The sequence below is a fragment of the Pseudomonadota bacterium genome, assembly GCA_041395565.1.
Classification (GTDB): domain Bacteria; phylum Pseudomonadota; class Gammaproteobacteria; order UBA9214; family UBA9214; genus UBA9214.
The window spans coordinates 179,456-192,414 of sequence record JAWLAI010000002.1 but is presented as its reverse complement, the minus strand read 5'-3'; the positions used below and the strand labels follow the sequence as shown (position 1 = coordinate 192,414).

The window sequence follows — 12,959 nt, the reverse complement described above, 5'->3', positions numbered from 1 at the left end:
GGTGGAAAACGGTACGGACCGGGGTCGTCCGGCGTGTATCATACCCGAGTGGCGCGAAAGCGCGAGCCGCTGCATGGGTCTCACCGTAGCCGGCTACCGTCCCGCGTCCCGGCGTGCGGGATCCCCGGCCGGCCCGGCGCCGTTACGCCCTACCGGCATACACAACAGGACCGCCCGAGATGACAGCCACCGTCACGATCCAGAGCAGTGGGGAATCCTTCGCGGTCGCGGACGGCGAGAGCATTCTGCAGGCCGCGCTGCGCCAGGGTGTCGCGCTGCCGCACGGCTGTTACAACGGCGTCTGCGGCGCCTGCGTCAGCCGGATCGTCGCCGGTGGCATCGACTATCCGGACGGCGAGCCGCTGGCCCTGTTCGGGGAGGAGGCGGACAAGGGCCTGTGCTGTGTCGGATACCCGCGCGGCGATCTGGTGATCGAACCCGAACACCTGGGCGACGACTGCGAACCCTGGTTGTAGGTCATCCTGCCTGCCCGCTGCATAACCCGAACCCGATGGACGAGTCCAAACCCGCCACCCGCACCCCGGTCTTTGCCGGCAGGCTGCTCGAGGTCGCGCTCGAGACGGTCACCCTGCCCAACGGCGTGGTGGCAGAACTCGAGATCGTCCGGCATCCGGGCGGTGCCGCGGTGGTGGCGCTGGATGCAGCGGACCGGGTCTGCCTGCTGCGACAGTACCGGTATGCCGGCGGGGGCTGGCTGTGGGAGCTGCCGGCCGGCAAGCTCGATCCCGGCGAGCCGCCGGAAGCCACCGCGCGGCGCGAACTCGAGGAAGAGGCCGGAGTCCGCGCCGGCCGCCTGGAAACGCTCGGCAGCATGATCCCCACCCCCGGCTATTGCGACGAGGTCGTGCATCTGTACCTGGCGCACGAGCTGACGCCGGTGCCCGCTCGCCCCGAGGAGCACGAACTGTTCGAGGTGCACTGGCTGCCCTTCGCAACCGCCCTCGCCCGGGTTCACGACGGCACCATCCGCGACGCCAAGACCATGCTCGGTCTCATGCTCTGCGCCGGCCGGCGCTGACGCGGCGCCATCCCGCCAAGCCGATGGATGCCGCGCTGCGTGAAGAACTCCTGGACCTGCAGCGTCGAGATGGAGCAACGCGTGCGCGGCTGCTGGCCGCAGGCCGCCTCTACGGCGATTACGCCGAGGAGATGCAGCAGGTCCACCGCCGCAATGCCGAGCGACTCGCGGCCATCGTCGCGGCGCAGGGCTGGCCCGGGCGCACGCTGGTCGGGACGGACGGTGCGCGCGCGGCCTGGCAGATTGCGCAACACGCCATCTGCACGCCCGCGCTGCAGCGCGGTTTCCACGTGCAACTGACGGCGGCGGTCGCGGCCGGCGAGGCCACGCCGCTGCAGCTGGCCTATCTGACCGACCGGATCCGTTTCAACGAGCAGCGACCACAATGTTACGGGCTGGTGCTGGACTGGAATGCCGCCGGTGAGCTCGGCTGTGTGCTGGAGGCGCCGGCAGGCGTCGATGCGCGCCGCGCGGCCGTCGGCCTGCCGCCGTTCGCGGAAGACCTGGCCCGGCAGCGTGCGGCGGTGGCGGCGGAGGGCGGCACCTGCCCGGCGGAGTACGCCGCCTACCGGGCCCGCGCCACTGCCTGGGCGCACCGCACGGGCTGGCTGTGACAGCCGGCATGCGGTTCCCAACGCGCCGGGAAAGCCTTAGAGTGTATGCCGAGCCGGCACGTCGTCCGGCCGGTTGCAGCATCAGGTACCTACCGGTTTCCGTCACATGATACGCGCCCGCATCGTCCGTCCCCTGCTGCCTGCCCTGGCCCTGCTGCTCGCCGCGTCCGGCTGCCGTGACAACGGCGAGTTCGCGGTGGTCGGCACGCTGGAATGGGACCGCATCGAGCTGACCGCCGAGGCGGCCGAACCGATCGAACGCATCGAGGTGCGCGAGGGCGAGCGGGTCACTGCCGGCCAGGTCATCCTGCGTCAGGATACGCGGCGCCTGCAGGCGCAGACGGACCAGGCCGACGCCCTGCTGGCCCAGCAGGAGGCGCGCCTGGCCGAACTCAGGCGGGGTCCGCGCACCGAATTGATCACGCAGGCACGGGCGCAGCTCGAGGGTGCGGAGGGCACGCTCGCCAGCGCCCGCCACGAGCTCGACCGGGTGCGCCCCCTGGTGGACAAGAATCTGCTCAGCCCGCAGGATCTCGATCGTGCACGGGCGGCGCACGACAGCGCGCTCGCCGCGCGTGACGCGGCCAAGGCGGTACTCGCTGAACGCGTGCACGGCACGACGGCCGAGGAACTCGACCAGGCCCGCGCCGCGCGCGATGCGGCGGCCGCGGCGGCGCGGGCGCTTCGGGTCAGCCTGGAACGGCTCACGGTACAGGCACCGGCGGACGGGCTCATCGACGACCTGCCGCTGGAACCGGGCGAGCGTCCGCAGGCCGGGGCGGTGGTCGCGGTACTGCTCGCCGGCAAGGCCCCGTACGCCCGGGTCTACCTGCCGGAACCGCTGCGAGCCGAGGTGCACATGGGCAGCGCCGCCACGGTACAGGTCGATGGGATCGACCAGGCCTTCCGCGGCCGTGTCCGCAGGATCAGCGCCGATCCCGCCTTCACGCCGTACTACTCGCTCACGGCGCACGACCGTTCCCGGCTCAGTTACCTGACCGAGGTCGAACTCGAGGACGCCGCGGCACACGGTCTGCCGGCCGGCATCCCGTTGCAGGTCACCTTCGATGCCCGGCCAGCCGGTGAATGAGGCACCTGCAGCGGAGCCTGCCATCGTCACACGCGGCCTGACCCGCCGCTTCGGCGCCCTCACGGCGGTCGACGCGGTCGACCTCGAGATTCCGCACGAGACGATCTACGGCTTTCTCGGTCCGAACGGTTCGGGTAAATCCACCACCATCCGCATGCTGTGCGGCCTGCTCACGCCGAGTGCCGGCAGCGCCACCGTGCTCGGCCTGCGGATGCCCGAGCAGGCCGAGGCGCTCAAGCGCAAGATCGGTTACATGACCCAGCGTTTCTCGCTCTACGACGACCTGACCGTCAGGGAAAACCTGGATTTCATCGCCCGCATCTACTGTCTGCCACCCGCGCGCCGCAAGCCGCGGATCGCGCAGCTGCTCGCCGACTACCACCTCGAAGACCGCGCCCGGCAGCGCGCCGGCACACTGAGCGGCGGCGAGAAGCAGCGCCTGTCGCTGGCCGCGGCGACGCTACACGAACCCGAACTGCTGTTCCTGGACGAGCCGACCAGCGCAGTCGATCCGCAGAGCCGGCGCGATTTCTGGGAGAACCTGTTCCGCCTGGTCGACGCCGGCACCACCATTCTCGTCTCGACGCACTACATGGACGAGGCCGAGCGCTGCCACCGCCTCGCCATACTCGACCATGGCGTGGTCCGCGCCGACGGCTCGCCGCAACGGCTGATGGCGGACATGCCCGCCACCGTGGTCGAGGTGCAGGCGCGCGACTACCGCCAGGTGCGCGCGGCGCTGCACGCGCTGCCCGAGGTGCTGAGCATCGCACAGATCGGGGCGCACCTGCGCGTGCTGCTATACCGCGAGGTGGCGGCGCCGGAGGACACGGTCCGCACGGCGCTCGCGCACGCCGGTATCACGGCCGGGGTGGGCATCACCACCCCCAGCCTGGAAGACGTATTCGTCACCGCGACCCGGTTGTCCGGTCGCGGGCCGCACGCGGCGCACACATGAAACCCTGCTTCATGCGCCTGTTCGCGATCATGCGCAAGGAGGTGGCGCAGCTCGCGCGCGACCGGCTCACCCTGGCCATGATCGTCGGCATACCGATGATGCAGATGATCCTGTTCGGGTATGCAATCAATACCGACGTGCGCCACCTGCACGCGGGGATCGCCGACGCGGCGCAGACCCAGCTTTCGCGCCAGCTGGTGGCCGACGTGCAGGCCTCCCAGGTCGTGGACGTAACGCATTCCGTGCAGACCGGCGCCGAGCTGCAGGCGCTGCTGGACAGCGGCACGATTGCGGTCGGCGTCGTCATCCCGCGCGACTTCGAGCAGCGCCTGCAGGAACGGCGCAGCCGCGACGGACGTCCCGCCGCGCAGCTGCTGGTCGACGGCAGCGACCCCATCGTACTCGGTACTGCACGCGGCCTGACCGGGATGCAGTTGCAGCAGGACACTGCCCGTCATGAACCGCCGCTGGTGCCCTTGTTCGAGGTGCGCAACTTCTACAATCCGGAGCGGCGCTCGGCCGTGTTCGTGGTACCCGGGCTGATCGGGGTGATCCTGACCATGACCATGGCCATGTTCACCGCGGTCGCCATCGTGCGCGAACGCGAGCGCGGCAATCTGGAGATGCTGATCAATACCCCGGTCAGCTCGCTGGAACTGATGATCGGCAAGGTACTGCCGTTCGTGGCGATCGGCCTGGTTCAGGTGACGCTCATCATGCTGGTCGGCATGTGGCTGTTCGACGTGCCCGTGACCGGGCAGGTGACCGACATCTACCTCGCCGCGCTGCTGTTCATCGCCGCCAACCTCACCCTCGGGCTACTCATCTCCACGCTGGCGCAGACCCAGTTCCAGGCCATGCAGATGACATTCTTCTTTTTCCTGCCCTCGGTACTGCTGTCCGGCTTCATGTTCCCGTTCGACGGCATGCCGCGTGCCGCGCAGGTGATTGCCGAGGCGCTGCCGCTCACGCACTTCGTGCGCCTGATCCGCGGCATCATGCTGCGCGGCGCGGAACTGGGCATGATGGCCTCCGAGCTGTACGCACTGGCGGCATTCCTGCTGCTGACCATGGGCATCGCGGTGCTGCGCTTCAGCAAGCGGCTCGATTGATGCCGGAGCGCAGGCGCGACATCGTCCTGGCTGCACCGGTGGAGGGACGCTGATGCCGGCGCGGATGCTGCCGTTGCTGATCGGTCTCGCGGCGCTGATCGCGCTGTTACAGATCAACCTGCTGGCGATCGCCTTCGACAAGCTCGGCCTGTCGCCGGCAGCCGCCATGACACTGGTGCTGGGCGCGCTGCTGGGCAGCGGCATCAACCTGCCGCTGGTGCGAATCGCGGCCGAGGAACCGGCGGAACCGCCGCCGCCCCTGCCCGCCTGGCTGCAGCCGCTGCAGCTGCCGTTCGACGGCACGACCCTGATCGCGGTCAACGTGGGCGGATGCATCATCCCGGTGTGTTTCTCGGTCTACCTGGTGGCGCGCAATCCCCTGCCGGTGCTCGAACTGGTAGCGGCCATTGCCGTGGTGAGCCTGGTCAGTTACCGACTCAGCCGCCCCGTTCCGCGCCTGGGCATCGCCATGCCGATGCTGGTCGCACCGCTGACCGCCGCCATCATCGCCCTGCTGATCAATCCGCAACACGCCGCCCCGCTCGCCTACATCGGCGGTACGCTCGGTGTGCTGATCGGGGCCGACCTGCTGCGCCTCGGCGATATCCGCAAGCTCGGCGCCCCGCGCGCCGCGATCGGCGGCGCGGGTACCTTCGACGGCATCTTCATCACCGGGATCGTCGCGGCGCTGCTGGCATAAGGGGACAGCTACCCGGGCAGGCAGCCGCCGGGGTCCGCTGCCGCTGGCCGACTGGCCGGTCGGCGCCGGAATCGGGCCGGAGTCGCCGCCTCAGCTGCGCACCAGTCTGAGATAGGGCCATTCGTCGCTGACGAGCTGTTCCATCAGTCTGACCACGTCGGCATGCCCGGCCTGTTGTGCCAGCTGTTGCGCGGTCAGGCCGGCGCCGTTCCTGATACCGATACTGGCCCGGTACTTCAGCAGGGTGGCGACCGCCTCGGCATGGCCCGCCTCCGCCGCCAGGTGCAGCGCCGTATCGTACGCATTCGTCACGGCGTCGGGCGCCGCACCGTAGCGGATCAGCATTTCGCAGGCAGCGGCGTGCCCCTGCATCGCGGCGATCTGCAGTGGTGTATAGCCCATGGCCCGGTCACGGGCATTGAAATCCGCGCCCTGTTCCAGCAACCCCAGCAGCATGTCGGTATTGCCGCTCAGCGCGGCCAGGTGCAGGGTTGGCGGCTGCTCCGCGCTATCGCGGTCAGCCTGCCTGTCCCCGTCACGCAGCAGCCGCACCGGTTCGCTGCACGCGCCCTCAGGCTGGGCTGCAGTTGCACGTGCGCCCCGCGGCGGCTCCTGGAGCAGCCTGGCGCCGATGAACATCGCGTATGGCAGCAACAGGGCGGCGAGCGGCAGTGGCTCGAGCAGGTGCTGGAAAAAATGCAGGTAGGTGGCCGCTGCCGTCATGGCATCGGTGCCGGGCAGGATCAGGTAACCCAGGCTCGCCAGCCACCAGAACACGAAAGGCAGGACGGCGACGCTGGCGGCAAGCCACAAAACGAGATACTTCAGTTCCCTTACGATGTGTTTCATAGGTCCTTCACGAATACTGGGCCAGACAGGCGGCCGGCGCGCCAGATCCTGCTCAGCGCATGGTTTCGAGGATGATGATGACAACGAACGAAGAGGTCACGGACAGCAACAGCAGCAGTTTCAGAATCTGTCGATAATCTTTCATTGGCTCGGCCCGTGCGCCTGGCAGCCAGGCACCGGTGGCAGTCTGTCGAGGTACGTCTCTGGCTTCGGCTGCCGACCAGATTACGCCGATAAGGCGCGATTGCTATTCGTAGATCTACGTAGCCGGCGTTACACCGGATCTGCGATTCGCCGTCATGCGGCATAGAAACACTGGGATCCTACAGGTTTTTCGTCGCATGCAGCCGCAACGGCTGTGTTATCATGCGGTACTGTGTAACAGGGCAGCCGGCATCTGCTTGACCGCCGCCTGCCCGGTCTGCCAACAGGTCCATTGACCGCATGCCTGGTCACCCGGCGACCGGAGGCATGATTGAAAACAGCCACTGCAACTGCACGTCCGGCGCAGTACGCAACCGCGCTGCAACCGCCGCCCCCCGGCCGGCCAGCCAGCCGCCCGAAAACGGGACCACCGCGTCATGGATGAAAGACATCGTGCCAGCGAAGCGCGATTATGGGCGTTCATCGAACAGGCACCGGTCAGCATCGCCATGTTCGACCGCAACATGTGCTATCTCGCGGCCAGCAGCCGCTGGCTGCGTGACTACCACCTGCCGCCCGATCTCGATCTGATCGGACGCTCGCATTACGAGGTCTTCCCGGAGATTCCCGAACGCTGGAAGGCGGTGCATCGCCGGGGCATGGCGGGTGAAATCCTGAGTCACGAGGAAGACCCGTTCGTGCGCAGCGAAGGCGCCACGCAGTGGGTCAAATGGGAAGTGCGCCCGTGGCTGACCGACGCGGGAGAGATCGGCGGCATCCTGATCCTGACGGAGGACGTCACCGAGCGCGTGCTCGCACGGCAGGCGCTGCAGGAAAGCCGAGCCGACCTGAACCGGGCGCAGGCCGTGGGCCAGATCGGCAGCTGGCGGCTGGATGTCGGCCGCAACGTGCTGACCTGGTCCGAGGAAAACCACCGGATCTTCGGCATACCCGAAGGCACGCCGCTGACCTACGAGACGTTTCTGGATAGCGTGCATCCGGACGACCGCGACTACGTGAACAGCAAATGGTTGGCCGCCCTGGACGGCGAACCCTACGATATCGAACACCGGATCGTCGTGGACGGCCAGGTCAAATGGGTCAGGGAGAAGGCATACCTGGAACACGATGACAACGGCCGGCTGAGCGGCGGCTTCGGCATCACCCAGGACATCACCGGGCGCAAGCTGGCCGCACTGGCGCTGGTCGACGCCGATCGCCACAAGAACGAATTCCTGGCCATGCTGGCCCACGAACTGCGCAACCCGCTGGCGACGATCCGCAATGCCGCGCAGGTCGTCTGCCAGACCCACGCGCAGAACGCGACCCTGGCGCATGCGGCCGGCATGATCGAGCGCCAGGTCGAGCACCTGGTGCAGCTCGTGGACGACCTGCTGGACATCTCGCGCGTCTCGCGCGGCAAGATCAAGCTGCGCAAGGCGCGGTTCAACCTGTCGACGATCATCCACCAGGCGGTCGAAACCGCCCTGCCCTTCATCGAGTCGCGCGGTCACCGGCTGGAGGTGACGATGCCGCAGCGGCCGATCCGGGTCGAAGGGGATGCCGCCCGCCTGACCCAGGTCATCGGCAACCTGCTCAGCAACGCGGCCAAGTACACCGATTACGGCGGTACGCTGCACCTGACCGGCGAACACGTCGCGCCCGCCGCCGGTGCTGACGCGGTCCTTATCCGCGTGCAGGACAACGGCCGGGGTATCGAAGCCGACGCGCTGCCGAACCTGTTCGACCTGTTTTTCCAGGGAGAGCGCAATCTGGACCGCACCGAAGGCGGCCTCGGTATCGGCCTGGCGCTGGTGAAGCTGCTGGTCGAGCTGCATGACGGCCGGGTCGAGGCGCACAGCGCCGGTCTCGGCAAGGGCAGCGAGTTCATCGTCCATCTGCCCTGCCTGCCGGAAGCGATCCCGGCGCCGGCGGCGACGGCGACACCGCCGGAACTGGCGGTGACCGGCCGACGCGTCCTGCTGGTGGATGACAACCGGGACGTGGCAGCAAGCCTGTCCCTGCTGCTCGGCCTGGCGGGACATGACGTGACCACGGTCCATGATGGCCGTCAGGCGATCGACACCGCGCTGCGGGAGCACCCGGATGTCGTGCTGCTGGATATCGGTCTCCCTGCCCTGAACGGCTACCAGGTGTGCCGGGCACTGCGCGATGCCGGGCTGACCGAGACGCTGATCGTCGGCATCACCGGCTACGGTCGTGACGAGGACCGCGCACAGGCCAGGGACGCCGGGTTCGATCTCCACATGACCAAGCCGGTCGCCCCCCAGGCCGTCGTCGAGCTGCTGTCCAGGCCGCCCGCGCGCTGACCGGAAACACTCGCCACCTGCAACCCCGGCTGCACCCCCGACAGCCGCGCCTGGCGGTGCAGCCTGCGTCAGCCGCCGTAGCGCGACGGCCGGATGTGGCCCTCGTATTCGAGAAAGGACTTGAAGCGGATGTCCCCGACCAGGACGTCGTCAACCAGCAATTCCTCCATGGCATTCAGGCAGTTTTCCAGATCCTGCTCGCTGCGGGTGTTGCGGCAGATGCGTTTGAATGTTCCGGCCTGCACCAGCAGGTTCATGTGGTAACGAATATGCTCCTCCAGGTCCGGGTATCTGATCTTCTTCAGATAGGCTTCCTCGCGCATGAAGTGTGCCGCGGTCTCGACCAGGATCTCGTTCGACAGCAGCAGGCAGCTGTCGCAATCGCCCTGCTCGACCGCCGCGTACAGGCGACGCATGAGTGCGAGTATCTTCTTGTGGTCGTCGTCGATAAACTTGACACCGATCTCGTAGCACGAGTGCCAGTCGAGTTTTTCCATCGTTATGCTCCCGGTTGTCGCAGATCTGGTACTGGATGATCGATTGCAGCGCGCGGACGCCGCGCTTGCCAGTGTGCTGGCCGACCGTCTGGTCTGCACCGTTTTAAATGCATTCGCAGCTGTTGTAAACAACCCAATGTGGCGCCACCACTTGCCGCAGAACAGCAAGTTATGCAGTATTCTTCAGCTCGCGTTGCGCCGTCGCCGTGCAGTGGCGGGCGCACGGCACTGCAGCAGAGGCTAGACCGCCTTGCCCGCCGCCGAGGCCGCGGGCACCTCGACCAGTTTCCCCGTACCGCAGTCGTAGATGTAGCCGTAGACCGGTATGTATCCGGGGACGAGCGGGTGCGCCTTGATGCGTCTGACGTCCTCGACCACGCTGGTCGCATTGTCGGCGATGGTCAGCCAGTTGATGTAACGGCCCTCGGTCGAGCCCGGCCCGGCACCGTTGTCGTGCCAGCCGCCGGCGTCGATGATGGCGGTGTCCAGGCTGCTCTCGAGCAGCCCAGCCATGATGTCGCCGGTGAAGGTTTCCATGCCGCAGTTGGTATGGTGGATAACGAACCACTCCGCCGTATCCAGCAGCTTGTGTGAAATGACCAGCGAGCGGATGGCATCGTCGCTGGCCCGTCCGCCCGCGTTGCGGATGACATGGGCATCCCCTTCCGCCAGCCCGGCAAATTTCGCCGGATCGAGCCGCGCGTCCATGCACGTCAGGATCGCGAAACGCCGTCCGGGCGGCATCGGGAGCCTGCCCTTGTCACCGAAATTCGCAGCATAACCGGCATTTGCCGAAAGTACCTCATCCACCACCTTGCTCATGATGCACCTCCCTGGGGTAAGCCCCCGAGGATCAGTCCGTTAAGTGATCCGGCGCGTCGTGTCAGGAAGGTGCGCGAACTCGCCGCTGCTGACAGTATAGACAGGCTACGAGCGTACCTGACGGTGTCAGGACCCCGTCGCTACGGACGCAATGCGCAGCGCGGGCTACTCCGGCACGACACCCGCGAACGGTATCCCGCCGAGCCGCGCCAGCTCCGGCCTGCAGGTCGCCAGGTCCTCGGGACAGAACTCGCGCAGGTGCGCATGGCCGCAGGCCCGGGCCATCACCTGCATCAGCTCGACGGAGGCACCGAGGAAGCGGGCCAGGCGCTGTGCGGCGGCATCGACGTCCAGCCGCCGGCGCAGTTGCGGTTGCTGGGTGGCGATGCCGGAAGGACAGTTGTTGGTATGGCAGATCCGCGCCGCAACGCAGCCGATGGCCTGGATTGCGCTGTTTGCCAGTGCGATGCCGTCGGCGCCGAGCGCCAAGGCCTTGATGAAATCCGCCGGCACACGCAGACCGCCGGTGATGATGAGCGTCACCCGGCCGCTGGCACCTTCCCGGTCGAGGTAACGCCGGGCGCGCGCCAGTGCGGGTATGGTTGGCACGCTGATATGATCGCGGAACAGCAGCGGGGCCGCGCCGGTGCCGCCACCGCGCCCGTCCAGGATGAGGTAATCCGCGCCGGCCGCGAGTGCGAATCCGATGTCGTGCTCGATGCGGTTGGCGCTCAGCTTGAAGCCGACCGGGATGCCGCCGCTGATCTCGCGCACGCGGTCGGCGAAGCGCCTGAAGTCCGCTGGTGTCTCGAGATCGGCGAAGGTTGGTGGAGAAACCGCGGGCGCACCGGCGGGAATGCCGCGCACCGCGGCGATCCGTGCCGTGACCTTCGCCGCGGGCAGGTGCCCGCCGGTACCCGTCTTGGCGGCCTGGCCGCCCTTGAAGTGGAACGCCTGCACCTTCTCCAGCAGTTCCTCGCGGTAGCCGAATTTCGCGCTGGCCAGTTCATAGAAATACCGGCTGTTCGCCGCCTGCTCCTCCGGCAGCATGCCGCCCTCGCCCGAGCAGATGCCGGTGCCGGCCAGCTCGGCGCCCCGGGCCAGCGCGATCTTCGCCTCCGCCGACAACGCACCAAAGCTCATGTCCGAGACGAACAGCGGGAGCGCCAGGCGCAGCGGCCGCCGCGCCTGTGGGCCGATCACGAGTTCCGTGCCGACCGGCGCATCCTCGGCGAGCGGCCGGCGCGCGAGCTGCGCGACCATGATCTGGATGTCGTCCCAGTGCGGCAGCCGCTCGCGCGGCACGCCCATCGCCGCAATCGGCCCATGCCGGCCGAAGCCGGTCAGCCCGTCGCGCGCCAGGGCATGAATGAACTCCACCGTCGGTTCCTCGGCCGTGGCGTGTACCGGCGGCACCGCATCCGCCGCGTCGCTAATGCCCGGCCCCTCCCTGCCCACCTGCGCGTCCGTGAACTGCTGGTGGCTGCCGTCACAGAAGGGCGCGTTGCGGGTGTGCTTGCAGGCGCACAGAAAGGCCGCGCCGTCCGCGGCGGCGACGAAAGCCTGCGGCGTGAAAGCTGTGCCGCTATGCGAGCCGTCGCAGAATGGCTGCTTGCGCGAACGGCCACAGACGCAGAAATGGTATTCAAGGCCCTGTTCCAGCTCGACCATGACGGGCTTGTTGGCGGCGACGATCGGGTGTTTCATGACGACTCCTGGGCTGCTGCGGGATCCCCCGACCGGCTCAGGGTACCGGTTGGCGCCGGCCGGGAAAACCCGTCGGCATGTATTGCCCGGCACGGCCGTTGCCCGCGGCGCGCAGGCATGCACCCTGCCATTTATTTGCTATACTCTTTCCGGTTGCTGCACAGGGGGCTGGCAGTGATGCAAAACTCGAATAACAATCGCGGGCGGCCTGCAAGCGCCGCAAGCACAGCAGATATACCCGTCTGGATCAATTCACTGGTCCCGGTCGGGGTCGCATTCGCCTGCTACGTTATCCTGATCCTGACGACCGGTCTCGAACCGAAAGACAAGCTCATCGCCTACGGTGCGGCGGCGGCATTCATCGGACTGGAATGCTACTGGATCCTGCGGGGGCTGCGCGATAACCATCTCGGCACCATGGTGACCGGGATCCTCGGCGCGGCGCTGGCGGTGCTGCTGCTCGACCGGTTCCTGTACTGACCCGCGCGGTCACCGGGCCAGCGCAGCCCGTCCCTGCCCGGCTATTGCTTGTCCGCTGCCTTGGCAGCGGGTGGCGCGTTTGCCTCTGTCACGCCCAGGTACGCGGTCAGCGATTTGAAGCCGCCCTTCAGCACGTACACGTTGTCGAAACCGATATGCCGCAGCGCAGTGCCGACTGCCGCGGCCCGCGTACCGGACGCGCAGATGATCACCACGGTCTTGTCCGTCGGTATGCGGTCCAGGCTGGGCTCGGTGAACAGTTCGTTCGTGGGAATGACCAGGGAATCCGGCAGTGTCATGCTGTAGAAGGCGGTCTCGGCGGGTGTCCGGATATCGATGACCGCCAGCGGTTCCTGCGCCTTGACCTTGGCAACGAACACGTCCGGCGGCATCAGGTGCAGGGCCTTGCCGGCAGCGGCGCCCTGCACCGGTGCGAACAGCGTCGCGTAACTGGCCGCGAGCGCCTTGTCGTAGGACCAGGCCGGCGTCGCGAAGGTCGTTACGAGCAACAGCAGCAGGGTTTCAAGCGGGCGTTTCATGATGGCGGATCTCCTGTTCAGATGTTCCGGCATAGTGGAGGGCCGGAAGCTTATCAGAGCACATCTTGCGCCGGGATA

At 67.5% G+C, this 12,959-nt stretch carries 14 protein-coding genes; 9 read left to right on the top strand and 5 right to left on the bottom strand.

Annotation, left to right across the window (positions count from 1 at the left end):
- The first annotated feature begins 179 nt into the window (after window positions 1–179).
- From R3F42_00920 to R3F42_00890, 7 genes are all read left to right on the top strand, one after another.
- The gene (locus R3F42_00920; GenBank protein ID MEZ5540584.1) at window positions 180–476 is read left to right on the top strand and encodes a 2Fe-2S iron-sulfur cluster-binding protein; all 297 of its coding nucleotides are present in this window, start codon (window positions 180–182) and stop codon (window positions 474–476) included.
- Between the two features lie 35 nt (window positions 477–511).
- Entirely contained in the window at window positions 512–1,039 is a 528-nt protein-coding gene (locus R3F42_00915) for an NUDIX hydrolase (protein ID MEZ5540583.1), read from the top strand.
- A gap of 23 nt (window positions 1,040–1,062) precedes the next feature.
- Window positions 1,063–1,653 carry a DUF6624 domain-containing protein gene (locus R3F42_00910; protein ID MEZ5540582.1) on the top strand — a complete coding sequence of 197 codons (591 nt, stop codon included), beginning with the start codon at window positions 1,063–1,065 and terminating at the stop codon, window positions 1,651–1,653.
- A 106-nt stretch (window positions 1,654–1,759) separates the two neighbouring features.
- Window positions 1,760–2,743, top strand: coding sequence for an HlyD family efflux transporter periplasmic adaptor subunit (locus R3F42_00905; GenBank protein ID MEZ5540581.1), 984 nt, complete (start codon window positions 1,760–1,762; stop codon window positions 2,741–2,743).
- Between the two features lie 22 nt (window positions 2,744–2,765).
- Complete coding sequence (locus R3F42_00900) at window positions 2,766–3,701, top strand: ABC transporter ATP-binding protein (GenBank protein ID MEZ5540580.1); 936 nt, start codon at window positions 2,766–2,768, stop codon at window positions 3,699–3,701.
- On the top strand, window positions 3,698–4,813 hold the full coding sequence (locus R3F42_00895) for an ABC transporter permease (GenBank protein MEZ5540579.1): 1,116 nt from the start codon (window positions 3,698–3,700) through the stop codon (window positions 4,811–4,813). Before R3F42_00900 ends, R3F42_00895 begins: the two co-directional genes overlap by 4 nt.
- A 52-nt stretch (window positions 4,814–4,865) precedes the next feature.
- Window positions 4,866–5,513, top strand: a complete 648-nt coding sequence (locus R3F42_00890; protein MEZ5540578.1) for a DUF1614 domain-containing protein — start codon at window positions 4,866–4,868, stop codon at window positions 5,511–5,513.
- A gap of 90 nt (window positions 5,514–5,603) precedes the next feature.
- Here the strand turns inward: R3F42_00890 and R3F42_00885 are convergent, their stop codons facing one another.
- Window positions 5,604–6,362 (bottom strand): ankyrin repeat domain-containing protein, encoded by a 759-nt coding sequence (locus R3F42_00885; protein ID MEZ5540577.1) that lies wholly within the window; start codon window positions 6,360–6,362, stop codon window positions 5,604–5,606.
- Window positions 6,363–6,943: 581 nt separating this feature from the next.
- Here R3F42_00885 and R3F42_00880 point away from each other — a divergent pair.
- Window positions 6,944–8,836, top strand: coding sequence for an ATP-binding protein (locus tag R3F42_00880; protein MEZ5540576.1), 1,893 nt, complete (start codon window positions 6,944–6,946; stop codon window positions 8,834–8,836).
- Window positions 8,837–8,904: 68 nt separating this feature from the next.
- Here R3F42_00880 and R3F42_00875 read toward each other — a convergent pair whose 3' ends face one another.
- The 3 genes from R3F42_00875 to R3F42_00865 form a co-directional block, all read right to left on the bottom strand.
- Window positions 8,905–9,333, bottom strand: a complete 429-nt coding sequence (locus tag R3F42_00875; GenBank protein MEZ5540575.1) for a hemerythrin domain-containing protein — start codon at window positions 9,331–9,333, stop codon at window positions 8,905–8,907.
- Window positions 9,334–9,573: 240 nt separating this feature from the next.
- Window positions 9,574–10,155: a carbonic anhydrase gene (locus R3F42_00870; protein MEZ5540574.1), complete on the bottom strand. Its 582-nt coding sequence runs from the start codon at window positions 10,153–10,155 to the stop codon at window positions 9,574–9,576.
- A gap of 165 nt (window positions 10,156–10,320) precedes the next feature.
- Entirely contained in the window at window positions 10,321–11,862 is a 1,542-nt protein-coding gene (locus tag R3F42_00865; GenBank protein ID MEZ5540573.1) for a glutamate synthase-related protein, read from the bottom strand.
- 177 nt (window positions 11,863–12,039) lie between these two features.
- On the opposite strand from R3F42_00865, the gene R3F42_00860 reads away from it, so the two are divergent.
- Window positions 12,040–12,342: a hypothetical protein gene (locus R3F42_00860; protein ID MEZ5540572.1), complete on the top strand. Its 303-nt coding sequence runs from the start codon at window positions 12,040–12,042 to the stop codon at window positions 12,340–12,342.
- Between the two features lie 41 nt (window positions 12,343–12,383).
- Here R3F42_00860 and R3F42_00855 read toward each other — a convergent pair whose 3' ends face one another.
- Window positions 12,384–12,881: a rhodanese-like domain-containing protein gene (locus tag R3F42_00855; GenBank protein MEZ5540571.1), complete on the bottom strand. Its 498-nt coding sequence runs from the start codon at window positions 12,879–12,881 to the stop codon at window positions 12,384–12,386.
- Window positions 12,882–12,959 lie beyond the last annotated feature (78 nt).

Coding starts and splice junctions, on each gene's coding strand:
- R3F42_00920 (MEZ5540584.1), top strand. CDS start 180: ATGACAGCCACCGTCACGATCCAGAGCAGTGGGGAATCCTTCGCGGTC.
- R3F42_00915 (MEZ5540583.1), top strand. CDS start 512: ATGGACGAGTCCAAACCCGCCACCCGCACCCCGGTCTTTGCCGGCAGG.
- R3F42_00910 (MEZ5540582.1), top strand. CDS start 1,063: ATGGATGCCGCGCTGCGTGAAGAACTCCTGGACCTGCAGCGTCGAGAT.
- R3F42_00905 (MEZ5540581.1), top strand. CDS start 1,760: ATGATACGCGCCCGCATCGTCCGTCCCCTGCTGCCTGCCCTGGCCCTG.
- R3F42_00895 (MEZ5540579.1), top strand. CDS start 3,698: ATGAAACCCTGCTTCATGCGCCTGTTCGCGATCATGCGCAAGGAGGTG.
- R3F42_00890 (MEZ5540578.1), top strand. CDS start 4,866: ATGCCGGCGCGGATGCTGCCGTTGCTGATCGGTCTCGCGGCGCTGATC.
- R3F42_00885 (MEZ5540577.1), bottom strand. CDS start 6,362: ATGAAACACATCGTAAGGGAACTGAAGTATCTCGTTTTGTGGCTTGCC.
- R3F42_00880 (MEZ5540576.1), top strand. CDS start 6,944: ATGGATGAAAGACATCGTGCCAGCGAAGCGCGATTATGGGCGTTCATC.
- R3F42_00875 (MEZ5540575.1), bottom strand. CDS start 9,333: ATGGAAAAACTCGACTGGCACTCGTGCTACGAGATCGGTGTCAAGTTT.
- R3F42_00870 (MEZ5540574.1), bottom strand. CDS start 10,155: ATGAGCAAGGTGGTGGATGAGGTACTTTCGGCAAATGCCGGTTATGCT.
- R3F42_00865 (MEZ5540573.1), bottom strand. CDS start 11,862: ATGAAACACCCGATCGTCGCCGCCAACAAGCCCGTCATGGTCGAGCTG.
- R3F42_00860 (MEZ5540572.1), top strand. CDS start 12,040: ATGCAAAACTCGAATAACAATCGCGGGCGGCCTGCAAGCGCCGCAAGC.
- R3F42_00855 (MEZ5540571.1), bottom strand. CDS start 12,881: ATGAAACGCCCGCTTGAAACCCTGCTGCTGTTGCTCGTAACGACCTTC.